We start from the raw sequence: 22,775 nt of genomic DNA on the forward strand, positions 1-22,775 counted from the left end.
AGTGTGATTAAGTCGTATCAAAACGTAGCAGAATGCCAGTCTCATACAATCACTCTTTCCTTTTCCGATTTACCTTTGAAAGGCACAATAATTCATGATACATCAGAATTTATATCGAGTCAAGTGTTCGTTTTGAATCGGACCACCATTTGTGTTTTAAAATTTTATGATTGTTCGGCCGCGTGTTTGGCCAGCTAAGATTTGCTGTAGCGTCTCCGGGACCTCTTGCAATGAAATGACGACTTTCATATCGTCGAACGTTTCTTTCGTCTTTAAATCATTCGCTAACCTGTGCCATACTTTTTTCCTTGTCTCCATCGGACATTGAACAGAATCTATTCCAATAAGACTGATACCCCTTAGAATGAACGGGTAAACTTGTGTAGGTATTTCGGTTCCACCTGTCAAACCGCTTACGGCAGCTCCTCCGTTATATTGTAGTTGACTTAATAGGGAGGCGAGTTGTTCTCCTCCAACAGGGTCAACAGCGGCAGCCCAACGCTCACTACGAATGGGTTTGAGGGTGCCGTCGTACACTTCTTCTCTAGTTATTACTTTTTCTGCGCCAAGCCGCTTTAAATATTCTTCGTGCTCAGAACTGCCTGTGCTCGCCTCCACGTTATATCCTCTTTTTGCTAACATGGCAACGGCCATACTTCCCACTCCGCCAGAGGCTCCTGTAACTAGAACAGGTCCTTGATCAGAGGTAAGGCCATTTTGTTCCAAACGATGAATGGACAGCCCGGCAGTGAATCCTGCGGTTCCGTAAATCATAGACTCTTCAAGTGTCAGTCCTTCGGGAAGAGGCACGATCCAATCCGCAGGTATGCTTGCATATTCACTGAATCCGCCATGGTGGTTGACACCAATCTCATAGCTTGTAGCAATAACGCGGTCGCCTTTTTTAAAGCGTTCATCCTGTGACTTCACTACCTCTCCGGCTAGGTCTATGCCAGGGATGATCGGATATTGCTCCACCATCGGATTTCCCTCTTGAGAGACAATTCCATCTTTGTAATTCACACTCGAGTAGTGAACTTTAATGAGAACATCGCTCTTCTTCAAATCTTTTACATGTAATGTTCGAATAGAAGCCTCGTACGAGTCTTCGTCTTTATGAATTTGATATGCTTGAAATGTTGTCACCGGTTACACCTCATCAATCGTAGTTATGGACGCAAATCCTCATCGTACTCTTCTTCTGTCACGGAATCGTTCTTAGAATGGGGTCCATCCTTCTCTTCTTTCTTCTCTTTTCTCACTTCCGTGTCTGGAATGCCGTCAATGAGCTTTTCTTTCTCGAACTTCTCTTCAAAATCTTCCTTTTTCTTCTTTTTGTGATTTTCACTCATGTTTGCACCTCCAAGAATCATTTCTCCTTGGTGATATACCTTTATTTGTCATATGATAAACGTATGTAAACACATACAAAACTCTTTATAAGTGCTCTATAGTAAGTCTTTACTTAGCCAAGTAAGGTACAAAAAAAGCCACTTCTTAAATAGAAGTGGTCATCGACTGAAGTGCTCTTTAATTTTTTGCCCTAAGGGGGATTGAATCAAGTAATCGAACGCTGTACTGATGATCAGACCATGAAGGATGACTCCTAAAATGGTGAAAATGACAATAATGATTTGGCCCCCCGCTGTTGCAGGTTCGAATCCGCTTCTCCCGAAGAAGGTGAGAGAGAGTAAGGCACTTAGCCATGCATCGGCATAAGGCTCTCCTTCCAAGAGATGTAACGGGATAATCAACAAAAAGACGAGGCCGAACGTTATCCCAGCAACAAGCAGCAGGTGTTGCCGTTTCAAAAATCGAATAAAAGGCATGGTGTAGTATTTAGTCATGGACTTCAGCCGTAGCAAATGAAGGATGCGTGCAAATCTTGCAAATTGAAAAATGGCATCTAAAGGGATGGCGGCAATGACAATGAAAGGATGTTTTTTTATGAAGCCCCATTTACTGTCACTCCGGTAAAGCCGGAATAAGAAATCGATGAAGAAAATCGACCATGTCCCCCAAACGATATAGCTATCATACCCCGTTTGTTTCCAGATGGTTGCAACAGAAAGACCGGCAAGGGCAATCATCATAAGCTCATAGATTGATTTTGTCGGTTTTTGTATGAGCCGTTTCATGAAGTCTGCTCCTTTTTCTAATAATCTATCCTAAGTATATCACTTTTCTTGTATGTCGAATGCTGTAAATAGTTTATGCTCCTTCAAGGCCTTATGATGCTTGTTCTAATAAGTTCCTACATTATATGGATTTGTTTCCCTAAATTGAAAGAGGGAGAAGGCCATACGCTGTCCATTGGGATTTCTTAACCCTTCGGTAAGTAAAAACGTCTTGTGAGAAATAGAACCATAATAATCGCAAGAACGAACATACTCATCACGACAACTCCTATGTATTCACGGAACGTTTCCTTGATCCAATGAGTCCAAGGTTCTGGAATGGGTTCTGATCTGTTCTCGACGTAAGTAAGGTGATCGATCGTGTCGCCGCCGGAAGCTGGTTCCCAACCATGCTCACCTCGTTCCAGCCAAATCTCAATCTGGTCCCCTTCATAGATATCGACCTTTTTCCCGCCGTTCATTGCGACCCATGAAGGGATGTAAGTATAGATAACATCAAAAGAATCATTGATTGATAAGTCGACTTCATCCGGTTTCTTTACAACCTTTGAGATGCGTAATTTCATCTGTCTCAACTGTTCCGGGGAAGTGCTTTGATCAGACAGGTCTTCGGTCAGCGAATCGTTCTTTACGGTTCCGATAATATGTAGAGGTGCTTGTCGTTTGATTTCTTCTATCTCTGAAGGTTCCATACTGGCTATAGTAGATACTGGGAACAGTAGAATCGAGGCAACGATCACCATAAGCCATATTCTCAATCTACATCCATCCTTTCTTTACTTATCTGAAGAGAACCAACGTTTCAAGTGATGCCAACTGCGAGACACGAGGATTTTCTTCGGTTTAATAAATCCGTCCCTGAATTGATAAGTACGACCATTTTCTTCATAGATTCCAAGCACCTCCGATTTCACTTGCTGCTTCATATATTTTCTGAAAGGGAAGGAGCGGTATTTCTTCGGATGATAGAGTTTGTGAGAATGCAGGAATGGATACTCATATAATGGCCCTTAGTAGATTAGAGTCAAGTCTTCATGGTGTCTGAAATCATCGGGTGTCACGAGTGGACTTGGTTTAAGAAACAAAGTTGTCCCGGAGCGTTTCAGGACTTCAGAGACAAATTGAGAACAAAAGTAGCTGGCCGGAACATCAATCGGTTGATTGACGGGCACACCTAAGAGTCCCACATAATTATATAAAAAAGTTTTGTGATTCCTTTTGAATGCATGAACGATTCGTTCAAGCTTTTGGTAGTTTCTTCTGGACAATTGAAGTTCATAGACTGCACAAGTACTGTAGGGATACCAACTGAATGTACCTTGAACAAAATCCTCTTCTACAAAGCCTCCCCAAAACGGGTTCGTCGGCTTTCTACGGCCGAAACTGTATATACGTGTCATATCTTGGTCTAGAGCCAAAGAAGCATGATTATAAGGAGCGGCTGTAACGGCTTTGATCGCGCGGTTTGGCAAAGACCCTGTGTTGGATAATAGGATGTAAACGGATTTCATAGTCATCTACCTCACTGGATGATAATTTGGCAATCTTCTCCACTATTCTTCATTTTCTTCAATATACTATATTTAACATTTAGGAAAAAGGGGTATTCAAACACAACAATTTCTATCCATCTATTTCTATGGTATTCTCAAATTATAGAATTCGCATAGAAAGGATTGAATCAGTGAAAATCCTCTCCAATATATTAGCGTTTGCCATGTTTGTCGGTTGCTTGGCTGTGCTTCTGTTCGTCGTATTTCCGAAAGCTGACCCATCTCCGATATTCAAGTCTTATTCATATAAAGAAGAAAAAGTGAAAGAAGACGTCCCTTTGCCAACGATGCTTCATCCTTTAGTTGAGAAATATCGAGATGAACTCGTTGCTTCTGTAAAGAAAAAAGGAATTGATGTTGTCATCACAGAAGGCCACAGAACGGAAGAGCGACAAAATGAGCTTTATGCTCGTGGGCGCTCGACTGATGGTCAGGTCGTCACGAATGCACAGGCCGGTGAGTCTTATCATAATTATGGATTGGCGATCGACTTTGCATTGCGGACTCCAAATGGTGACGTTGTTTGGGATACGGAGCGTGACGATAATGAGAACGGTGAAGCGGACTGGATGGAAGTGGTAGCTGTTGCGAAAGATATGGGCTTTGAGTGGGGCGGTGACTGGCGGAACTTCAAAGATTACCCGCACCTACAAATGGATTTCGGCTTATCCATTAGAGAGTTGAAACGAGGCGAGCGTCCAAAAGTGGAAGAATACGCAGATGAATAAAACCGTGTCCCTCATATTGAGGGGCACGGTTTTATGATGGTTTAAGGAACGATAGAATCGTCGCTTTTTTAGTGTTCATAAGCTTCATATGGTTTGATCATGCCATAAATGGTTTCTGTGTAAGGCATCGATAGGTTTACGGCATTGCCTAGGCGTAAGGCGCCACCATGCAAATGTTCCACTTCTAGAGGTAACCCTTTGCGCCGGTCTTGATGCATGGAAGACGTCATATCATAATCAAATCCTCTTAGACGTTCAAATGCGTTCGCGACATGTTCGTCCGTCAACTCGATCTTGTGTGCAACAGCGAGTTGTTTCATTTCATCAAGCACCCGCTCGGCGATACGGAATGTTTGTGGATAGCTTTTTATCGCGCCGATTGGCTGATTGACAGCGGCTGTAATACCAGAGAATGCTGAGATGAACATATATTTCTTCCACATATCTTCTAGTATGTTCGGGCTGAGCGTTCCATTTAGATTCGCTTGATTACACGCTAAAGCAAGCTCTTCACAAATTTGTTGTTGTGAAGGGTGAAGAGGACCGAAGACAAGGTCATGGAATTCACTCGTATGAACGACATGTCCCTGGTCATCTAAAGTGGCAATGATATAAGAGAGTCCACCTAATACAGCTTCTTCTCCTAACTCTTTTTGTAAAATAGAGATATGTTCCATACCGTTCAGTACAGGGAATACTTTCGCGCCTTTCTGTGCAAGTTGGTGGAGCCACTCTAGTGTTCCGTGAAGGTGATATCCTTTGACGGCTAAAAAGACTAGATTCGGTTCTTCGATTTGTTCTGGACTAGTGGCGATGATAGGCTCAGGAACGGTATAATCCCCCATGGCACTATGTAATTGAAGCCCTTGTTCTTCCAATTGTTCAGCTCGTCCGTCTCTTACGAGGTTAATGACTTCATGTCCAGCTTCCTGCCAGCGAGCTCCAAAATAAGCTCCTAATGCACCGGCTCCTAATACGACGATTTTCATTGATCGATTCCTCCTATCTACTTATATGCTTTCTAGGGTGAAAGCTGAAGTGGGAGAAGATGGTCAGACCATTTCTCCACTTGACTGTGATTCCCTTGGATCTTTCGTGCTGAAACTTGACGTCACCACACGGTTCATTTCTACAATATCTTTGATGTGGCCGTCTAAGTAATGGATGATGTCATTAAACCCTATTGACGCCATCACTTCATGATAGTGTTGTTCATCTTTAAATTTGGACTGCCCGAGTATCAATTCTTCGTCCTCATCCATTTCAATTAAATTCAATATGCCCATAGAGCCTTGCCTTCCTGTAAGCTCGTGAGAAAAATACATGTCGTGTTCTAACGTGCCATGAGACTCCAACATCTCTCCAGACTGTCTTGACATCTTCATGAAAGCATCTAACTTGTTTCTTTTTACCCTGAAAAAGCAAATGACGGTGTACATAATCGTTTCCCCCTGTGGTGAAGTTTCTGTTTACGCAGTTTTATCCTTCCTCGTCGAACGACCAGCGTCGATAAGTAATACAATCGCCGTAACGGTGTGCATAATCCATCCTACAATCGGAATCACAGCGACCGCGCTCGTAATCATTCCTAGGATATTACCGCCATACGTGCGGTTATCATTGATGGCCACGATTAAAGTAATCAAATGGGCAACGAACATAAATAGAAGGGCTCCCCATCCTCCACTTAATACAAAAAGACCTCCAGCAAGCGGAATGGCCAATAAAGCTTCGCATACTCCTGTAATCCATTTGAGTAATGTGGATAATTTCATAGTTCCAAAACTCCTAACATTGACTGAGGCTAAGGCGCTGAAACGTCTTCCATACGTTACGAGATCAGCGTCTTTTCTATTTTAACAAAATAGCTCTCTAAACTCCTATTCCCTCTCTTCATCATTTCATTCGACGAATTTTGCTCAAACCCTTTAGGAGATAATAGGAAAGTTTCGGACATTTGTCCTTTTCTAGAATGTGAAAATGGTTTTCAATGAGTACAGAAATCAAGAAGGGGACATCGTTATGAAGGGGATTTTATTTTCAATCATTGCAGGTCTTTGTATTACGCTACAAGGGATCTTCAATTCAAATATGAGCACAGTGTTAAGTGGATGGCACACGACCGTCGTGGTGCATACCGTCGCTTTTAGCTTATCGCTTCTGATTTACTCTTTTGTTAGAGATGGAAACAGGAAAGGGTTGGGGGCTGTTCATCCGGTCTACTTCATAGGTGGAACGTTTGGTGTGCCGGTTGTGTTCTCTGAACTGACCGCCATCCAATTATTAGGACCGGCAGCAGCGATTTCAATTTTGCTGGTAGCTCAATTACTTGGAGCGTTTGTTGTAGAATCAAGAGGGTGGTTCGGTCAAGACAAATTGCCGGTTGAACGTCATCAAGTAATGGGGATTGTTCTGATGATTGTCGGCGTCCTTATTTTTAAATGGTGATGGTCATCGACATTGAAGTTCCACTCCTGTGAAAGACAAACTAATGATGTTCAAAAAGAAAGAGGGAGAACAATGAGAGAAGTGACAGACTGCCCGGTTGGCATAGAAGATTACGACTTAGACAAAGTATTTACAAAAGAAACAATCCGGCGATTGAGCTATTTCAAAATCAATCAGGGAGATATTATATGTGTCAAAGGGGATAAACTCGACCACATGTATTTTCTGTTATCAGGAAAGATTAAAATCCATACAATTTCTCCCGAGGGAAAGGGACTCATCCTCAGGTTCAAAACTCCCATGGCCATCATCGGTGATGTAGAATATATTCAAGGAACAGAAGTATTTCATACGGTTGAAGCGGTAACAGAAGGCTTTTTGGTTGGGGTATCGTTTCAAAAGTTGAGAACTTATGAAAGACAAAATACGAAGTTCTTGGAGTTTTTGCTCGAAGTTATCAGCAATAAATTTTATACAGAATCGCATGCTTCCACGTTGAACATGTTATACCCGGCAGACGTACGTCTAGCAAGTTACTTATTATCAATTTCTGATGATGGTAAAGGTTCAATGTTTCATGAGGAAATGCGCACATCGAATTTACAGGAGTTTGCGGATGTCATGGGCACAAGCTATCGGCATTTGAACCGAATTCTTTCTAGTTTTCACCAAAAAGGGATCATTGAGCGTAAACGAGGTTCCATAAAGATTAAAGATTTGGATTTACTGAGAGAAAAAGCGAATGGAAACATTTATGAATAAAGGGGTTATTTTATGTTAGGTATAGTCCTTTCTATTGTCGCGGGTGTATTGATCAGCACTCAAAACGTTTTTAATACACGAATTAGTGAAAAGGGTGGAGCATGGGCGACGACTACCATCGTTCTAGGCATCGGGTTGGTCGTATCGATTCCCGTTTTCTTCATTATGGATGACACCCACTTACTTGCTTTAGGTGGAGTAAATCCGATTTACTTACTCGGCGGCGTCTTCGGGGTAGGGATCGTTTATGGATTGATGCGTGGGATGACGTTGTTAGGTCCTGCTTATGCGGTCAGTATCGTAATGGTGTCCCAGCTCGTCATGGCCTCTGTCATCAACACGTTCGGTTTATTCAACTTTGAGGCCATGGCTTTTACGCTTCAGAAAGGCATCGGGTTAGCGCTACTTATCGTCGGCGTTCTCGTGTTCAAGTTAGGCGGAAAGGTCAACGTTTCAGGCAAAGTAAAGAAAATAAACGAAAAAAGAACGCTCTACGATGTGTAGAGCGTTCTTTTTTCGTTTATTTTGAGACTTTTTGTAGTTTCTTCATCATAGATAAGGAACGACCTGTTCCAATTGCTACGGACTCGAGAGGGCTTGGTGCCATGTGAACGGGTACGTAGATTTCATTCGATAACCATTCTTGCATCCCGTTCAGAAGACAACCGCCTCCTGTTAAGATGACACCATGGTCGACGATATCTCCACTTAATTCTGGTGGACATTCCTCGAGTGTGGCACGGACCGTTTCCAACAGCTGCTCCAGCGTTTCACGAAGGGCTGATTGAATCTCTGTGGATGTAAGCTCGATGGTCTTAGGAAGGCCAGTTACCATGTCGCGCCCTCTGACTTCCATTGTAGCTTCTGGGTGCTCGATCAGGGCGTACCCAATCTCCATTTTAATTTGTTCGGCTGTTCGTTCGCCAATCAACACATTGTACATTTTACGGACATATTTGACGATTTCTTCATCCATCACATCTCCGCCTGTTCGAATTGACTTACAGGAGACGACTCCTCCGAATGAGATGATGGCTACTTCACTCGTTCCTCCGCCGATATCGACGATGACATTGGCGACCGGTTCATCAACAGGTAAATCGGCACCTATGGCTGCTGCGATCGGTTCTTCGATTAACTGGACATCTTTCGCGCCGTAACTGTTGACGGCATTTTTGATGGCGCGTTGCTCAACAGATGTTGAACCAGAAGGGATACAGACGACAACAGTCGGTTTACGCATGGACATGCCTGACTTTTTCGCTACTTTTTTCATCAACTCTTTCAACATTTGAGCCGTCATGTCAAAATCAGCGATGACCCCATCTCTCAGTGGACGGACGGGAATAACGTTACGTGGTGTTTTTCCTACCATTTCTTTCGCTTCTTTTCCTACGGCGACCACACTTTTGGTATCGGTGTTGTAGGCGACCACAGATGGCTCATTAAGTAAAATTCCTTTAGACTTAGAGTATATTAATATATTAGCAGTACCAAGATCGATACCGATTTCCGCGCTTGAAAACATTTAGACGTACCTCCAAAGATGCTAGATTCTCTTATATGACTTCTATTATGATAGAAGTTTTGTGGGGGTTTCACAATAGGAAATTAGTGGCTTGCCAAAACATATGAAGCGAATCGCCTAGATATGTATAATAGAAGTAATTGATACAAAGGAGTTTTTCCTCATGAACCGGTTCTTAAATCACCAAGAAATCATAGATAAATGTGAAAAAATCAATCAAAATTACGATATTGATGCTCGTTTTTTTGATGAAATCATCGACGATCTCTTAAACACTGAACAACCGACGGAAGATGTTGTATTGCAAGGATTTCAACGACTGCTGAATGAAGTGAATCATGAAATTGAGCGTATGGAGGAATTTGCGGACATGCGCCCGAACTGTTTCATGGGCTGTGCTTTTTGTTGTTATTTTCCTATCGTGCTTAGTCGTATGGAAGCAAAGATGATGTTTCGTTCCATAGAGCAGTTCTCAGAGGAAAGGAAGTCTGAGATCTTTAAGCATTGGGAATCCTACTATGAGATGTATAAAGATAAGCTTGCAAAGGGTATGGAAATGGATACCGAGGACCCGAAGACGAAACTTGAGTACAAGCAGCTCAACCTTCCTTGTCCGATGCTGAATCCGGAAACACAGCTTTGTATTGCTTATGAAATTCGCCCGATTCCTTGTCGCACTTACTTGAATTATAGTGATCCACAAGTTTGTGCAGAACAAGATATGCCGAAAGAACCCTTCAGCTATGAGTTTCTTTACACCTTTTATTTCGGAGCGATTAATGAGTTGATTCAAGTGCTTTATGAAAACGGCGAAGATGTGTTTGTCGATTACCCGAGCGATGCTTGGAGTTATGATTATCTCCCGGCGTGGATCAATCAATGGAGAGAGGGGACGTTACATGAAGTATAAATTGTTATCGTTGAATGTCGGACGCCCTGAAGTCTACCAGACAGATAAGGGGGAACTTGAGAGCGCCTACCGAAAAGCATCGGTCTCAGAACCGACCTTCCTAACTTTTTATAATTTCGAGGGTGATGAACAGGCTGATAAAAAGAATCACGGTGGACGTGATAAGGCGGTCTGTTTGTATCCTGCCCAGCATTATCGACATTGGGAGGCTCACTATGATCAAGCGTTCTCTCATCCGGCATTCGGGGAAAACTTAACCGTTGACGGAATTAGAGAGAGCGAAGCCTGTATTGGTGACATATACAGACTCGGTGATGCGCTTTTACAAATCTCAGAGCCTAGAAAACCCTGTTACATCATTGCGAGAACGCATGGTATTGATGATTTTCCGGCCCAAGTGACAAAGGTGGGTTACACAGGCTTCTATTTGAGAGTCTTGCAAGAAGGAAGGGTTACAGCAGGTGATGATTTGACTTTAGTGGAAAGGCACCCTGATGAGGTGACAGTGGAAGACGTCAATGAGGTGCGGTATCATGATCGCGATAATGAGGAGAAATTGACGCGCATCATCAATGTTGATGCTCTTGCTAGCGGTTTGAAGGAAACTTTACAAAAGCGAATCAAAAACAAATAGGAGATGAGGTTATGAGTGAGTGGTTGGATAGAGCTTTACAGCTAGCTGTTGAAAATGTCGACAACGGGGGACATCCATTTGGAGCCGTTCTTACAATAAATGACGAAGTGGTCGCTGAGGGTGTAAACACGTTGCATGAAACGCCTGATGTGACGGGGCATGCAGAAATAGTAGCTATGCGAAAAGAACAGCTGAAGCGCGGGTCAACGGACCTGAGTGACTGCACCATGTATGCCAGCGGCGAACCATGTCCTATGTGTTTGACAGCCATGTATTTTGCCGGGATCCAAACGGTCTATTATGCTCAATCCGTAGAAGAGGCATCAGGAGTAGGACTCGGCATGTCCGGAAAAGTGTACAGGGATCTTCAAAAACCACAAGAAGACCGTCAAATCACGATGATTCATCAACCAGTAAAAAATCCTCAGTTAGATGCCATGAAGCACTACCAAACTAAGGAGTAAGAGGAGAGGCGCCGATGAGTTTTGATCATCTGATTGAGGAGAAAATCAAGCAGTCTATCGAACGTGGGGACTTTGACTATTTACCAGGTAAAGGCAAGCCGTTGCCCAAAGATGATTTGGCTCACGTTCCTGATGAACTACGGAACAGTTATCGGATTTTGAAAAATGCTCATATGCTTCCAGAGGAAATGCAAGTAAAGAAAGAGATTGTAGAAATCGAGGAATTGATCGAAACCATTGACGATCCATTAGAAAAAGCTGCCTGTCAAAAACGGTTATCAGAGAAACGTATCCGGTTCGACCTTTTGATGGAAAGAAGGAAGTGGAAACAATCGGGATCCTTCCGCCAATATCAAAACCAAATAAATAAACGGCTCGGTTTTTAGTAGGCTGGCAGGACAAATCACTCTTCTCAAAAAAAACGCGCGTAATCAAAGGAACTCCTCGACATGGACGTTCCTTTTTTTGTGTCGAATTAATAAACAATCCGTCTAAAAAACAAATATTCGTTTAAAGAAGGCATTTTAAGGATATTTTCCTATATAAGCATTTTTTATACGATTTGTTTTGTAACGGATCAGAACCATAAAGGATCAAAGAGAAATGGGTCTTCAAGACATAGAGCCGTACTCTCATTAGTAGGATAGAGAAAAGCGATATAGACAGGAGGAGGAGCACCATGAAACGAATGATTGTCTTGCCTTTCTCGATAATGTTGGCATTTATACTTACTTTCCCCGTGTACACGCACGGAGCGACAGACCTCAATGGAAGATCAGCAACAGATACCCTCTCTGAATTATCCTCTAGCAAGACAGAGTCCTTGGCAGATTCGAGAGAAACGATACAAAATGCAGCATTTGACATGGCCAATGAATATCGTAAACAGATGGAATTACCACTATTTCAATCAAACGACCTTCTTCAAAAAATGGCTCAGAACCATGCAGACTATCTTCTTCAATTTCCTGATGACGGTCACTATGAGAGAAACACTGATAGTGAGGGGTTCACTGGATATAGTGTCAGGCATCGAGCAGACCACGTTGGCTATACGGGCTTGGTAGGTGAAGGGATTACCTATCAAGAACAGGACGGTGAAGTATCGATTCATCATTTATTCGATGCGCCTTACCATAGATTAAGTTTAATCGATCCTCGCTTCAGTTCTATTGGAATTGGGTACAATGACTCCGGTGATTTTGTGGCGAATTACGGGGGAGATGGGATTGTAGAAAACCCACGGCCAGTCGTTTATCCAGTACCCAATCAGCAAAATGTGAAAGTTTCATGGTTTGCTAATGAGCAGCCGAACCCTCTGCGTTTCTTTGATAAAAATAGAGAATGGACAGGCTATCCTATTACGTATCGCTATTTTGGCTCCCCTCAAGACCAACTGGTCGTTGAACAGGCTAAGTTGATGAACGAATCTGGAGAACAAGTCGATACCTACAATGTTACACCCTCTATGGAAGATCACGGGAACAAGCATGTTTTCTTAATTCCAAAGAATAAGTTAATTCCTGGGCAAACTTATACAGTAGATATAAAGGCTAGAGCTGAACATGCCGATAGTACTAAGGAAGATGTATCGAAAAAGTGGGAATTTACGACAGCCAAGCAAGTGGAACTTGATGACGTATATCTCCAAACACAAAAACAAACGACATTTCTGAAGATGGAATGGGCTTCAGGTGGAGACCCGGATGCCGTCATATCTTTAAAGAGAAACGGAAACACGCATATCGAGAAGCAAGACAATAATCAGTACACTTATAAACCTATTGAACCTGGTACTTATACATTAAATATCGATAGTCCTTGGTTCAATGAAACGAAAAAATATGAAGTTTCAATCAAAGAAAACCAATTCGAATTGTTGGAAGTCGACGCTTTTCAGGCAATCGAACTAGAAAAGGCATCCACCCAGCCGGTATGGGGGAGCTACCCGGAGTTTTCAAGTATAAAAGAGGTCGATAAGGATAAGGTATGGGAGATCACGTTCAACGAACAAATGGAGGATAAAGCTTTAGAGGATGGCGGTATATACGTCATCAATGATTCTGGGGAGCAAGTACTCGTGGAAATTAAGCAGGGCAGCCAAGCTACTGATTATCACGTCCATCCACCAGAAGGGGGATATGAGACAGGACTTCACCAGTTGATCATTGAACCGATGAAAAGCCTAGCAGGAACGTCTATGAAAGAGGGCGTCCGCATGAGCTTTTCTGTTAAATAAGTAGGAACAGGAGAGGGTTATATGTGCGGACGATTTACATTAACGGCAGCTGAGTACGAAATCATACAAGCTTTTGATTTACAGTCCCTCAACCTAGATGACGAACCACGTTATAATATTGCGCCAGGACAAAAAGTTCTGGCCGTTATTCAAAGTGGGAGTGAAAAACGGGCTGGTGAAATGTATTGGGGGCTTGTCCCTTCGTGGGCAAAGGATCCTAAAATCGGTTATAAAATGATTAATGCCAGAAGTGAAACGGCACATGAGAAACCTAGTTTTAAAAGATTGATGTCTCAGAAAAGATGCTTGATTATTGCGGATAGTTTTTATGAGTGGAAGAAAATAAGTGAAGGTAAACAGCCGATGAGAATTTCAATGAAGCATAGAAAGTTATTTGCTTTCGCTGGTTTATGGGATCATTGGAAAACGGAGGATGAGGAGCGCTTTACGTGTACGATTCTCACTAAAGATGCGAACCCATTCATGAGTGAAATTCATGACCGAATGCCTGTGATTTTACCTGAGAATATGCAGGACAAGTGGATTGAGCCTGTTAAATGGACCCCTGATCACGCTCATCAATTCATCGAGCAATTAACGATGGAGGAGCTTGAGGCTTACGAAGTGAGTCCTTATGTGAACTCTGCAAAGAATACGGGTCCTGCGTGTATCGAGCCGCTAGCCTGAGTGCTCCTGATCTCCTCGTATGTCCTTTCTTTCCTTTATAGGTTTAGATATACTGAAATAGAAATAATTGTATGAGAGGGATATGATGAACAAACTTTCAAACCACTCACTATTAGATATGCATACCGTTAATAAGCTTTATGATCAACTCGAATCTCAACCTTTAGAGGAGTCTTCAAAGCAATTGATCGATGAATTGAAACAGGAACTCTTCCCTTACATACAATCTCAGCAAGATATGATTTATGCGTTACGTCACGTGATGTCCATAATGCTGGTTGATAATAATGGGATGATTAAGTCTACTGATGATTACTTTTGTTCGCTAGCAAACTATGAAAAGAATGAAGTTATGGATAAGGACTTTACATATTTTCTTAGTAGGCCCACTAATGATTCAATTTTCAGCTATTGGAATAATCGTCATGACTCGGAAGTGTTTGATGAAGAATTATGTTATGTAACGAAAACGAATACGCTGTTTTGGATGAGAACAATTATTGTACCGACAGATGAAGGTTCGTCTATCATTTTTGGCATGGATGTGACGAATCAAAAGTATGAGGAGACAAGGCAGCTAGAGCAAGCTCATGAAGATTATTCACGCACTGTTCAGTCTTTAGTCAACCTCGTGTTTAAAGTTGTCCGAAATAAAGAAGGGGTTTTCTCTTACTCCATGTTTGAAGGGAAATTGGCGAAAGATATCGGGTTAACTACGATGGTGGTTCGAAGTCGAAAGTTGGAAGATATTTTTGGTGAGAAACAGTCTGCCTTTTATAAAGATAAATATACACGTGGGTTCAATGGTGAAGTGTTATCCTATAAACACCGTTATAAAGACCGTTACTTCTATACGACATTGTCCCCTATATTTGCTCATAACGAGGTCGTAGAAGTCATCGGAAGCTCAATTGAAATCACGTCCTATGAAGAAGCAGAGCATCGTATTCAACACATGGCTTCTCATGACCCTTTGACGGATTTGCCGAATCGAAGTAAATTGCAAAAAGATTTATCTAATCTGATTGAGCGAAATCCCAAAGTATCGATCCTGTTTTGTAACTTGGATCGATTTAAGTATGTCAATGACGCCATGGGGTATATGGGCGGGGATAAGGTTATTAAAATAATGGCGGATAGGATCCAAAGTGTGTTGTCTCCTGAAGACCTTCTTTATCGATTAGGGGGAGACGAATTCATGATCTGCCTGCCGAATGGCCAATCAAGCGAAGAGATTGCAGTCATCGGTCAAGAGGTTCTGCAAAAGATCATGCAACCCATTCACCTGATGGATAAACAGATTTTCATCACCGCCCGGATAGGTGCGGCACGTCATCCAGTTGATTCTTCCTCTTCAGACGAGTTGATCAGTTTTGCCAATTTAGCTATGCAATCGTGCAAACATAATGGGCGCCATAACTTTCTATTTTACACACCGAATATGAATCAATATCATGATCACCAGATTTCAATCGAAGGAGATTTGCGTGAAGCGATTACTCGTAATGAACTTCAGCTATATTATCAGCCTAAAGTAAACGTGGAAACTGGTTATATTAGTGGTATGGAGGCATTAGTCCGCTGGAACCACCCTGAAAAAGGTTTCATATCACCAGGTGAGTTCATTCCGATAGCGGAGGAAACAGGGTTGATCACGCAATTGGACGAGTGGGTGTTGAATGAAGCCTGCAGACAAAATCAGCAGTGGATGGAAGCGGGGTATGCGGCGGAACGCGTTGCTGTCAATGTGTCCGCAAATGAAATCCAACGTACAGACTTTGCGGAAAAAGTGAACCGTGTACTGCAGGAGACTTGTTTGGACCCTCAATTTCTTGAAATTGAAGTGACCGAAAATAGTGTGATGCAGAATACGGATCAGTGTATAAGAACCATGCAAGATCTAAAAACGCTAGGTGTATCGTTATCCATCGATGATTTCGGGACTGGTTATTCCTCACTCAGCTATTTAAGGAAGTTTCCGATCCATTATTTGAAAATCGATCAAACCTTCATCAAAGGGGTGCTTCATGACCCTAGCGATTCTGAAATTGTGAAGGTGATGATTCAACTTGCGGACGCTTTCAAGTTGGAGGTCGTTGCAGAAGGCGTAGAAAATGCAGAAGTTCTTCAATTTCTCCAAGAGAACCACTGTGCCTACTATCAAGGGTATTACTTCAGTAAGCCATTACCTCCAGAAGAAATGGAGAAGCTGCTTACAAAAAAGCAGACATATTCTTAAGGTTGAAGCAGGTAATGGTTTTGTTCAATCATATAAGAATACAGTGGGATGGAAAACGACTCGCTTTCCTGCGGGGAGCCGGCAAGTCTCCTCGTTCGTTGGCACTCCCTATGGGGTCTTCCTTTAGTCCTTCTCCCGCGGGAGTCTTCCCGTTTTCCATCCCACTATGCTCAAATTAGCTGGAACAGAACCTCACCAAGTATTGTGCTGTCATCAGTAGAACTCCACATTGTAGTTGAATCTCTAGAGGTTCAGCCTTTCTGTGATGAGGTGGCGTGGAAACGGCGACACTCCTGCAGGATGCTGAGGCTTAGGTGAGATCCCGCAGGTCGCGAAGCGGGTGAGGAAGCTCACCGCCTCCTGCGGAAAGGGAGTCGTTTCCACGCCACCGGACTCTTCTTAACTTGGAAGAACCGAACGTAGCTTTCGCGGACACACTGAAGAGCCACGAACAGGTTGTGTTCGTGGCTCTTGTTTTGTTATCCGTTTGTATAGCGTGCTTCTTTCTCTTCTTGCCTTTCTTTTTTAGCGACTTTTAAGAATTTATTGGTTTCAGCCGCTACAACTCCGGAGAGTAAAAGTAAGCCGATTAAGTTAGGGAATGCCATCAAACCGTTCATGATGTCGGCCATTCCCCATACAACATCCAGCTGGGCAACTGCCCCGATGAAGACGAAGCCGACAAAGACCGCCTTATAGATGCCGATTCCTTTTTGATTCGTTAAGTATCCAAAACATTTCTCCCCGTAATAGGACCAACCAACGATTGTTGAAAAGGCGAAGAAAATCAGACCGATCGTAACAATGTAGGCCCCGATATCACCGAGGAAGATTTGGAAGGAAGCAGTCGTTAAGTCAGCACCTTCTAAATCTCCTTGGTATTGGCCTGCCATGACGATGGTAAGACCGGTCATCGTACAGACGAGAATCGTATCGATAAAGACTTGAGTCATGGATACAAGAGCCTGGCGTCCAGCATAATCCGTTCTCGCGGCTGCAGCAGCAATAGGGGCTGAACCAAGTCCTGCTTCATTTGAGAATACGCCACGAGCGACACCGAAGCGGATTACGGATCCGAGGATACCCCCGCCCACAGCATTAGCAGTAAAAGCATCTGTGAAAATGGTTCCGAATGCAGGAAGTACCATATCTAAATTCATGAAAATAATGATGAGTGCGCCGATTACATAAAACACAGCCATAATCGGAACGAAAAAGGCCGTAACTTTACCAATGCTTTTAATTCCACCCAATAGAACGAGAGCAGCGAATACAGTAAGTAAGACTCCTGTCACCCATGTAGGCACGCTGAATGTGGATTCCATTACATCCGAAACGGAGTTGGATTGAACCATGTTCCCGATCCCGAATGCAGCAACGGCCCCGAAGATTGCAAATAACATTCCCAACACTTTACCTAAGCGTTTCGTTTTCAGCCCTCGTGACAAGTAATACATCGGTCCGCCAGACATTTCACCGTTGGGACCTTCAATACGGTATTTGACGGCTAGTACAGCTTCTGCATACTTTGTTGCCATCCCGAACACCGCCGTGATCCACATCCAAAATACAGCACCTGGACCGCCTAAAAAGACAGCTGTCGCAACCCCTGCGATGTTTCCTGTTCCGATTGTTGCCGCAAGGGCTGTCGTTAAGGCTTGGTAGTGGGAGATATCTCCCTTCTCATTCTCCACTTTCTTTTTGTTCGGTACAAAAGCTAATCTTAAAGCATAGGGAAGCGTCTTGAATTGTAAGAACCCTAAACGTAATGTTAGGTAAACGCCTGTACCTACAAGTAAGATCAGTAGGGCGGGTCCCCAAACGACGCCACTAATTTGTGATAAAACTTCTTCTAAACTCATTTCTCTGGCCCCCTAGTATAAAATTTACAAAATTATTTCTATATACAATATTCAGAAAATTATGCTTGAAAGTCAAGAAGAATCGTAGAACTTGATTAAATCGGATGGTTTATTTCGTCAGATCATGGGAAAATATGCACTATAAGAATAGAAAAAGAAGGGTTTATGTAATCATTCATAGAATGAATGATAGATGAAATACTATGTATGGAGGAACGTTTATGGTTCGTGTATTATTTGTTTGTCTAGGTAATATCTGCCGATCTCCGATGGCAGAGGCAATATTCAAGGATTTAGTGAAAAGGGAAGGATTAGAATCCTTCATCGATGCTGATTCCGCTGGCATAGGTCACTGGCATGAAGGTTCCGAGCCTCATGAAGGAACAAGAGAGATCCTGGATCAGAAAGGAATCTCCCATGAAGGAATGCTTGCACGACAGGTGAAAGAGGGGGATTGGGACGACTTTGACTACTTGATTGCCATGGATGAGAAAAATCTTAATGATTTAAAGGCGATTCGTGAAAAAAATGATGTCGTAGTCGATAAGTTGATGAGTGGTGTTCCGAATGCCAAAGAGTCCGATGTACCGGATCCATATTTCACGGGGAATTTCGATTACGTCTATGAACTTGTCAGCGAAGGATGCGTGCAATTGTTGAATCGAATTAAACAAGAACATACTTTTAAGGAGGAAAATTAATGGGACAGCATAAGTTATGGAAAGGTGTCATGTACGGAGCCATTGTGGGTGGAGCTTTGATGTTATTGGATAAGGAGACAAGAAGCTATGTGGGGGATAAATCTCGCTCAGCGGGTACGAAATGCAAAGGATATATTCAGCATCCATCCGAAGCCATCCATTCCCTGCGTATGAATTATGAATATATGTCCAAGCAATTGAATAAAGGTGTAGAAGAGCTTCTTGAGCTATTAAGTAAAGCAGAGGATATGCTCAACAAAGTAGGAGAAATTAATCAAGAAGTGGAGAATCAACTAAAAGCGGTTGGTGACTCTAAAGAAGCTTCTTGAAATTGAGGTGAAGGAAGATCATGAATGAAATCATAACTACAGGCAAAGAACTGATCGGCCGTTTCGGTAAAGACGACGTAAGCGGAATGGCCGCTCAACTTGCCTATTTCTTTTTACTATCGTTGTTTCCATTTATGATATTCCTTGTTACGCTTCTTGGGTATTTGCACATCGATGAAGAAAGGGTTCTTGCTTTTGTGAGTACATATGCACCACCAGAGACGTTTGACCTGATTACAGAGAACGTATCATCTTTATTGAAAAATGAAAATGGAGGCATTCTGTCAATCGGGATTATCGGGACGTTATGGGCGGCATCTAATGGTGTCAACGCTATCATGAGAGCATTCAACCGCGCTTATGAAGTGGAAGAGAGTCGGCCTTTTCTTGTGGCGCGACTCATCGCCATTGTCCTGACCGTCGCCATGGTTGTCGTCATAGGTATTGCCTTGTTACTACCTGTTCTAGGACATAGCATCGGCGTGTATTTGTTCTCATTTGTCGGGCTATCTGATAGTTTCATCGCAATGTGGGAAGCGCTGCGCTGGGTGATTTCATCGATCATTTTCTTTATTGTACTTTCGTTTCTATTTGCTATGGCTCCGAACAAACGGATCAAATATACAAACACTGCAATCGGAGCATTGCTTTCGACAGTGGCTTGGCAGGGTGTATCGTTGCTTTTTTCCTTCTATGTCAGTAATATGGGGAATTTCTCAGGTACATACGGAAGTCTTGGAGGCGTCATTATCTTGATGATTTGGTTCTATCTCACAGGTATAGTCATCATACTAGGTGGAGAACTGAACGCCATTATCTATAGAAGAAGAATGGCGCAAAGATAGAAAGGTTCTACAGACAAAGCGCACAGAGCATGAGAGTCTGTGCGCTTTTCAGTGTTCCTGCGGAAGCTATTTTCGGTTCTTCCAAGTTGAGAAGAGACCGGTGGCGTGGAAACGACTCCCTTTCCGCAGGGGGCGGTGAGCTTCCTCGCTCGCTTCGCGTTCTCCGGGATCTCACCCAAGCCTCAGCATCCTGCAGGAGTGTCGCCGTTTCCACGCCACCTCAACAAAGGCAGGCTGAACCTCTTGAGATTCCACTAAATGCGGAGCTTTAATGATGAGAGTACCATGTTTGGAGAGGTTCTATTCCCGCTATTCATTGCGTAGTGGGATGGAAAACGGGGAGACTCCCGCGGGAGAAGGACCAAGGCGAGACCCCACAGGGAGTGTCAACGACCGAGGAGGCTTGCCGGCTCCCCCGCAGGAAAGCGAGTCGTTTTCCATCCCACGGTATTCATATATGATCTAATAGAACCGTTCAACTAAATTCTGCAGACAGCCTAGAAAGCGCACAGAGCATTTGGCTCTGTGCGCTTATTACGTACACTACCCTTTTAGTAATCGCAGTCCATTTAAGATGACCAAGATCGTGCTTCCTTCGTGTCCGATTACACCAAGCGGTAAATCAAGCACTTGAGCGAAATTACTGATGATCAACAATATGATGACAACGATGGAAAAGATTACGTTTTGTTTGACGACCCGGTTCATTCTCTCAGAAAGCTTCATCGCTTGAACAATTTTAGAGAGGTGATTCTTCATCAAGACAACATCAGCTGTCTCAAGTGCGACATCCGTACCTTCCCCCATAGCAACGCCTACGTTGGCTGTGGCTAACGCAGGAGCGTCATTGATTCCATCCCCTACCATGGCTACTTGGTTGAAATGCTGCTTCAACTTCTTCACTTCGTTCACTTTCTGTTCGGGCATACATTCCGCAACATAATGATCGATGCCGATTTCATGAGCAATGACAGAAGCAGTCATCGGATTGTCACCGGTCAGCATAATGGTGTACACTCCACGCTTTTTCAAACCTTGAATGGCTTTCTTCGTATCTTCCCTAACCGTATCTTTCAAAGCGAAAAGTCCAACCACCCGGTCATCGCGTTTTACGAAGATGACCGTTTTCCCTTGTTGCGCAAGGGATTCTGTGATTCCGCCTTGGAACGAATAGGCTTCCTCTTTGCCTACGAATTCCGGCTTCCCGACGCGCCATTCTTCACCGTCGATTTTCGCTGTGACACCCTTTCCGCTGACATCTTTCATATGATCGACATTTCGTAGTGAGACCCCTTGCTGCGTGGCGTAATCTACCAGGGCTTTAGCAAGCGGGTGGTTCGATTCATTTTCAATTGAAGCGGTTATGTGCAGTAAATGCTTTTCTTCAATAGATGAAGAAACAACACAGTCCGTCACCTTAGGCTTTCCATTCGTAAGAGTCCCCGTCTTATCAAAAGCAATCGCTTGAATGTGCGCCAAATTTTCGATGTGTACGCCGCCTTTGAACAGTAAGCCCCATCGTGCGCCGTTTGTAATGGCGGATAGGGTCGCAGGCATAATCGATGCGACAAGTGCACAAGGGGAAGCGACGACAAGTAGGATCATAGCTCTGTATATCGTATCCATCCAACTCCAGCCGAATAAAAAGTGCGGGAGAAATAACATAAAGGCAACAACGATTAGCACGACTTTCACGTACGTGCTTTCAAAGCGTTCGATAAACAGTTGTGAAGGGGATTTCTCACTTTGAGCGGATTGTACCATTTCAATGATTTTTTGGAAAAGGGTTTCATTCGATGGTTTTGTTACCTCCACCGTAAGACTTCCACTTATATTCACCGTCCCGGCAAATACATCATGCTGTATTCCCTTGACTACAGGTACGGATTCTCCTGTAATGGTACTCTCATCCACAGACGACTCCCCCTTGATGATGGCACCATCCGCAGGAACACGTTCCCCAGCTTTAACAAGAATCTGGTCACCGATGTTTAGGGCGGATACAGCTACCACTTGATGTCCATTCTCTGTAAACAACGTCGCATTTTCGGGCTGCAAGTTCATCAGTGAGGAGAGTTCTTTATGGCTTTTGTTCATTGTATAGGTTTCGAGTGCTCCGCTTAGGGCGAAAATGAAGATCAGGATCGCGCCTTCTGTCCAATATCCGATAGAAGCGGATCCGATTGCTGCTAAAATCATCAACAGCTCAACATTGAGTTCCTTTTCTTGAAGCGTGTCTTCTATTCCTTCCTTCGCCTTCGCAAACCCACCGATGATGAAAGCTATGATATGCATGATGATGTATGCTGTCGTTGTCACAGAATCATGAAAGATCCAAGCTGTAAGTACTAGCAATCCACTAAGTAAGGCGGCGATCAATTCTGCATGTTCTTTCCATTTAAGATTGAAAAAAGAAGAAGGGGTAGGAATACGGTCAGTAAACGCACGTGAATCAGTAGTCATCATATCAACTCCTTTTTTCTAAACAATCGCTTAGGGGTCTGTTATTGATAAGCGATATCAGTTACATTATAATGATTATAATGTTGTATATATTATTATCTTAGCAGAGAAAGGTGCATAGTCAAGTTGATAAACGTACCTTTCTGAATATTAGGACAATAAAAATCCGAGTCAGACAGTTGCTATTACAGTTGTAAACTTGCTATATTAAGTGAGTATGAAAATTACTTAATGGAAAGGCGGAG

26 protein-coding genes are annotated in these 22,775 nt (G+C 43.1%); 14 read left to right on the forward strand and 12 right to left on the reverse strand.

Features of this window, described 5'->3' with window-relative positions:
* Positions 1-156: 156 nt before the first annotated feature.
* The 6 genes from H0266_RS16100 to H0266_RS16125 form a co-directional block, all read right to left on the reverse strand.
* A complete protein-coding gene (locus tag H0266_RS16100) occupies positions 157-1,146 on the reverse strand; it encodes an acrylyl-CoA reductase family protein (RefSeq protein WP_181473442.1) in 990 nt (329 codons plus the stop codon).
* Between the two features lie 23 nt (positions 1,147-1,169).
* Positions 1,170-1,352: a hypothetical protein gene (locus tag H0266_RS16105; protein ID WP_181473443.1), complete on the reverse strand. Its 183-nt coding sequence runs from the start codon at positions 1,350-1,352 to the stop codon at positions 1,170-1,172.
* 159 nt (positions 1,353-1,511) lie between these two features.
* Positions 1,512-2,138 carry a hypothetical protein gene (locus H0266_RS16110; RefSeq protein WP_181473444.1) on the reverse strand — a complete coding sequence of 209 codons (627 nt, stop codon included), beginning with the start codon at positions 2,136-2,138 and terminating at the stop codon, positions 1,512-1,514.
* Between the two features lie 185 nt (positions 2,139-2,323).
* A complete protein-coding gene (locus H0266_RS16115) occupies positions 2,324-2,896 on the reverse strand; it encodes a hypothetical protein (protein ID WP_181473445.1) in 573 nt (190 codons plus the stop codon).
* Positions 2,897-2,914: 18 nt separating this feature from the next.
* Positions 2,915-3,064: a hypothetical protein gene (locus H0266_RS16120; protein WP_181473446.1), complete on the reverse strand. Its 150-nt coding sequence runs from the start codon at positions 3,062-3,064 to the stop codon at positions 2,915-2,917.
* Between the two features lie 84 nt (positions 3,065-3,148).
* On the reverse strand, positions 3,149-3,649 hold the full coding sequence (locus H0266_RS16125; protein ID WP_343063314.1) for a hypothetical protein: 501 nt from the start codon (positions 3,647-3,649) through the stop codon (positions 3,149-3,151).
* A 173-nt stretch (positions 3,650-3,822) separates the two neighbouring features.
* Between H0266_RS16125 and H0266_RS16130 the strand changes: the two genes are divergently transcribed.
* A complete protein-coding gene (locus H0266_RS16130; RefSeq protein ID WP_343063315.1) occupies positions 3,823-4,419 on the forward strand; it encodes a M15 family metallopeptidase in 597 nt (198 codons plus the stop codon).
* Positions 4,420-4,487: 68 nt separating this feature from the next.
* On the opposite strand, the gene H0266_RS16135 is transcribed toward H0266_RS16130, so the two are convergent.
* From H0266_RS16135 to H0266_RS16145, 3 genes are all read right to left on the reverse strand, one after another.
* On the reverse strand, positions 4,488-5,408 hold the full coding sequence (locus tag H0266_RS16135; RefSeq protein WP_181473448.1) for a ketopantoate reductase family protein: 921 nt from the start codon (positions 5,406-5,408) through the stop codon (positions 4,488-4,490).
* Between the two features lie 63 nt (positions 5,409-5,471).
* Complete coding sequence (locus tag H0266_RS16140) at positions 5,472-5,804, reverse strand: DUF1428 domain-containing protein (protein ID WP_246364081.1); 333 nt, start codon at positions 5,802-5,804, stop codon at positions 5,472-5,474.
* Between the two features lie 84 nt (positions 5,805-5,888).
* Positions 5,889-6,194: a hypothetical protein gene (locus H0266_RS16145; RefSeq protein ID WP_181473450.1), complete on the reverse strand. Its 306-nt coding sequence runs from the start codon at positions 6,192-6,194 to the stop codon at positions 5,889-5,891.
* A 247-nt stretch (positions 6,195-6,441) separates the two neighbouring features.
* Between H0266_RS16145 and H0266_RS16150 the strand changes: the two genes are divergently transcribed.
* The 3 genes from H0266_RS16150 to H0266_RS16160 all read left to right on the forward strand — a co-directional run bounded on the left by H0266_RS16150 (position 6,442) and on the right by H0266_RS16160 (position 8,133).
* Positions 6,442-6,867, forward strand: coding sequence for a DMT family transporter (locus tag H0266_RS16150; RefSeq protein WP_181473451.1), 426 nt, complete (start codon positions 6,442-6,444; stop codon positions 6,865-6,867).
* Positions 6,868-6,939: 72 nt separating this feature from the next.
* Positions 6,940-7,629 carry a Crp/Fnr family transcriptional regulator gene (locus tag H0266_RS16155; RefSeq protein ID WP_181473452.1) on the forward strand — a complete coding sequence of 230 codons (690 nt, stop codon included), beginning with the start codon at positions 6,940-6,942 and terminating at the stop codon, positions 7,627-7,629.
* Positions 7,630-7,641: 12 nt separating this feature from the next.
* The gene (locus H0266_RS16160; protein ID WP_181473453.1) at positions 7,642-8,133 is read left to right on the forward strand and encodes a DMT family transporter; all 492 of its coding nucleotides are present in this window, start codon (positions 7,642-7,644) and stop codon (positions 8,131-8,133) included.
* A 16-nt stretch (positions 8,134-8,149) separates the two neighbouring features.
* On the opposite strand, the gene mreBH is transcribed toward H0266_RS16160, so the two are convergent.
* Complete coding sequence (gene mreBH, locus H0266_RS16165; RefSeq protein WP_181473454.1) at positions 8,150-9,157, reverse strand: rod-share determining protein MreBH; 1,008 nt, start codon at positions 9,155-9,157, stop codon at positions 8,150-8,152.
* A gap of 163 nt (positions 9,158-9,320) precedes the next feature.
* Here mreBH and H0266_RS16170 point away from each other — a divergent pair, with 163 nt between their 5' ends.
* The 7 genes from H0266_RS16170 to H0266_RS16200 all read left to right on the forward strand — a co-directional run bounded on the left by H0266_RS16170 (position 9,321) and on the right by H0266_RS16200 (position 16,330).
* Positions 9,321-10,067, forward strand: coding sequence for a YkgJ family cysteine cluster protein (locus tag H0266_RS16170; protein WP_181473455.1), 747 nt, complete (start codon positions 9,321-9,323; stop codon positions 10,065-10,067).
* Entirely contained in the window at positions 10,057-10,701 is a 645-nt protein-coding gene (locus H0266_RS16175) for an MOSC domain-containing protein (RefSeq protein WP_181473456.1), read from the forward strand. Before H0266_RS16170 ends, H0266_RS16175 begins: the two co-directional genes overlap by 11 nt.
* A gap of 11 nt (positions 10,702-10,712) precedes the next feature.
* Positions 10,713-11,165, forward strand: coding sequence for a nucleoside deaminase (locus H0266_RS16180; RefSeq protein ID WP_181473457.1), 453 nt, complete (start codon positions 10,713-10,715; stop codon positions 11,163-11,165).
* 14 nt (positions 11,166-11,179) lie between these two features.
* Entirely contained in the window at positions 11,180-11,551 is a 372-nt protein-coding gene (locus H0266_RS16185) for a DnaJ family domain-containing protein (RefSeq protein WP_181473458.1), read from the forward strand.
* 293 nt (positions 11,552-11,844) lie between these two features.
* A complete protein-coding gene (locus H0266_RS16190; RefSeq protein WP_181473459.1) occupies positions 11,845-13,404 on the forward strand; it encodes a CAP domain-containing protein in 1,560 nt (519 codons plus the stop codon).
* A gap of 21 nt (positions 13,405-13,425) precedes the next feature.
* The gene (locus H0266_RS16195) at positions 13,426-14,091 is read left to right on the forward strand and encodes an SOS response-associated peptidase (protein ID WP_181473460.1); all 666 of its coding nucleotides are present in this window, start codon (positions 13,426-13,428) and stop codon (positions 14,089-14,091) included.
* Positions 14,092-14,176: 85 nt separating this feature from the next.
* Positions 14,177-16,330, forward strand: coding sequence for a sensor domain-containing protein (locus tag H0266_RS16200; RefSeq protein ID WP_181473461.1), 2,154 nt, complete (start codon positions 14,177-14,179; stop codon positions 16,328-16,330).
* A gap of 479 nt (positions 16,331-16,809) precedes the next feature.
* On the opposite strand, the gene H0266_RS16205 is transcribed toward H0266_RS16200, so the two are convergent.
* Positions 16,810-18,192 (reverse strand): alanine/glycine:cation symporter family protein, encoded by a 1,383-nt coding sequence (locus tag H0266_RS16205; RefSeq protein ID WP_181473462.1) that lies wholly within the window; start codon positions 18,190-18,192, stop codon positions 16,810-16,812.
* 221 nt (positions 18,193-18,413) lie between these two features.
* On the opposite strand from H0266_RS16205, the gene H0266_RS16210 reads away from it, so the two are divergent.
* Genes H0266_RS16210 through H0266_RS16220 form a run of 3 tightly spaced genes read left to right on the forward strand, consistent with a single transcriptional unit; the run spans position 18,414 to position 20,067 of the window.
* On the forward strand, positions 18,414-18,893 hold the full coding sequence (locus H0266_RS16210; protein WP_181473463.1) for a low molecular weight protein-tyrosine-phosphatase: 480 nt from the start codon (positions 18,414-18,416) through the stop codon (positions 18,891-18,893).
* Positions 18,893-19,222: a YtxH domain-containing protein gene (locus tag H0266_RS16215; RefSeq protein WP_181473464.1), complete on the forward strand. Its 330-nt coding sequence runs from the start codon at positions 18,893-18,895 to the stop codon at positions 19,220-19,222. The genes H0266_RS16210 and H0266_RS16215 overlap by 1 nt, the downstream gene beginning before the upstream one ends.
* A gap of 20 nt (positions 19,223-19,242) precedes the next feature.
* The gene (locus H0266_RS16220; RefSeq protein WP_181473465.1) at positions 19,243-20,067 is read left to right on the forward strand and encodes a YihY/virulence factor BrkB family protein; all 825 of its coding nucleotides are present in this window, start codon (positions 19,243-19,245) and stop codon (positions 20,065-20,067) included.
* 543 nt (positions 20,068-20,610) lie between these two features.
* On the opposite strand, the gene H0266_RS16225 is transcribed toward H0266_RS16220, so the two are convergent.
* On the reverse strand, positions 20,611-22,530 hold the full coding sequence (locus H0266_RS16225; RefSeq protein WP_181473466.1) for a heavy metal translocating P-type ATPase: 1,920 nt from the start codon (positions 22,528-22,530) through the stop codon (positions 20,611-20,613).
* Between the last annotated feature and the right edge of the window lie 245 nt (positions 22,531-22,775).

The sequence above is a fragment of the Halobacillus locisalis genome, from assembly GCF_013694105.1.
Lineage (GTDB): Bacteria > Bacillota > Bacilli > Bacillales > Halobacillaceae > Halobacillus > Halobacillus locisalis.

Excerpts from the sequence above, each read along its gene's own strand:
- H0266_RS16220 (WP_181473465.1), top strand. The coding sequence starts at position 19,243 with ATGAATGAAATCATAACTACAGGCAAAGAACTGATCGGCCGTTTCGGT.
- H0266_RS16125 (WP_343063314.1), bottom strand. The coding sequence starts at position 3,649 with ATGAAATCCGTTTACATCCTATTATCCAACACAGGGTCTTTGCCAAAC.
- H0266_RS16140 (WP_246364081.1), bottom strand. The coding sequence starts at position 5,804 with ATGAAGATGTCAAGACAGTCTGGAGAGATGTTGGAGTCTCATGGCACG.
- H0266_RS16195 (WP_181473460.1), top strand. The coding sequence starts at position 13,426 with ATGTGCGGACGATTTACATTAACGGCAGCTGAGTACGAAATCATACAA.
- H0266_RS16190 (WP_181473459.1), top strand. The coding sequence starts at position 11,845 with ATGAAACGAATGATTGTCTTGCCTTTCTCGATAATGTTGGCATTTATA.
- H0266_RS16170 (WP_181473455.1), top strand. The coding sequence starts at position 9,321 with ATGAACCGGTTCTTAAATCACCAAGAAATCATAGATAAATGTGAAAAA.
- H0266_RS16150 (WP_181473451.1), top strand. The coding sequence starts at position 6,442 with ATGAAGGGGATTTTATTTTCAATCATTGCAGGTCTTTGTATTACGCTA.
- H0266_RS16225 (WP_181473466.1), bottom strand. The coding sequence starts at position 22,530 with ATGACTACTGATTCACGTGCGTTTACTGACCGTATTCCTACCCCTTCT.
- H0266_RS16210 (WP_181473463.1), top strand. The coding sequence starts at position 18,414 with ATGGTTCGTGTATTATTTGTTTGTCTAGGTAATATCTGCCGATCTCCG.
- H0266_RS16175 (WP_181473456.1), top strand. The coding sequence starts at position 10,057 with ATGAAGTATAAATTGTTATCGTTGAATGTCGGACGCCCTGAAGTCTAC.
- mreBH (WP_181473454.1), bottom strand. The coding sequence starts at position 9,157 with ATGTTTTCAAGCGCGGAAATCGGTATCGATCTTGGTACTGCTAATATA.
- H0266_RS16200 (WP_181473461.1), top strand. The coding sequence starts at position 14,177 with ATGAACAAACTTTCAAACCACTCACTATTAGATATGCATACCGTTAAT.
- H0266_RS16155 (WP_181473452.1), top strand. The coding sequence starts at position 6,940 with ATGAGAGAAGTGACAGACTGCCCGGTTGGCATAGAAGATTACGACTTA.
- H0266_RS16160 (WP_181473453.1), top strand. The coding sequence starts at position 7,642 with ATGTTAGGTATAGTCCTTTCTATTGTCGCGGGTGTATTGATCAGCACT.
- H0266_RS16215 (WP_181473464.1), top strand. The coding sequence starts at position 18,893 with ATGGGACAGCATAAGTTATGGAAAGGTGTCATGTACGGAGCCATTGTG.
- H0266_RS16185 (WP_181473458.1), top strand. The coding sequence starts at position 11,180 with ATGAGTTTTGATCATCTGATTGAGGAGAAAATCAAGCAGTCTATCGAA.
- H0266_RS16135 (WP_181473448.1), bottom strand. The coding sequence starts at position 5,408 with ATGAAAATCGTCGTATTAGGAGCCGGTGCATTAGGAGCTTATTTTGGA.
- H0266_RS16110 (WP_181473444.1), bottom strand. The coding sequence starts at position 2,138 with ATGAAACGGCTCATACAAAAACCGACAAAATCAATCTATGAGCTTATG.
- H0266_RS16205 (WP_181473462.1), bottom strand. The coding sequence starts at position 18,192 with ATGAGTTTAGAAGAAGTTTTATCACAAATTAGTGGCGTCGTTTGGGGA.
- H0266_RS16180 (WP_181473457.1), top strand. The coding sequence starts at position 10,713 with ATGAGTGAGTGGTTGGATAGAGCTTTACAGCTAGCTGTTGAAAATGTC.
- H0266_RS16120 (WP_181473446.1), bottom strand. The coding sequence starts at position 3,064 with ATGAAGCAGCAAGTGAAATCGGAGGTGCTTGGAATCTATGAAGAAAAT.
- H0266_RS16145 (WP_181473450.1), bottom strand. The coding sequence starts at position 6,194 with ATGAAATTATCCACATTACTCAAATGGATTACAGGAGTATGCGAAGCT.
- H0266_RS16105 (WP_181473443.1), bottom strand. The coding sequence starts at position 1,352 with ATGAGTGAAAATCACAAAAAGAAGAAAAAGGAAGATTTTGAAGAGAAG.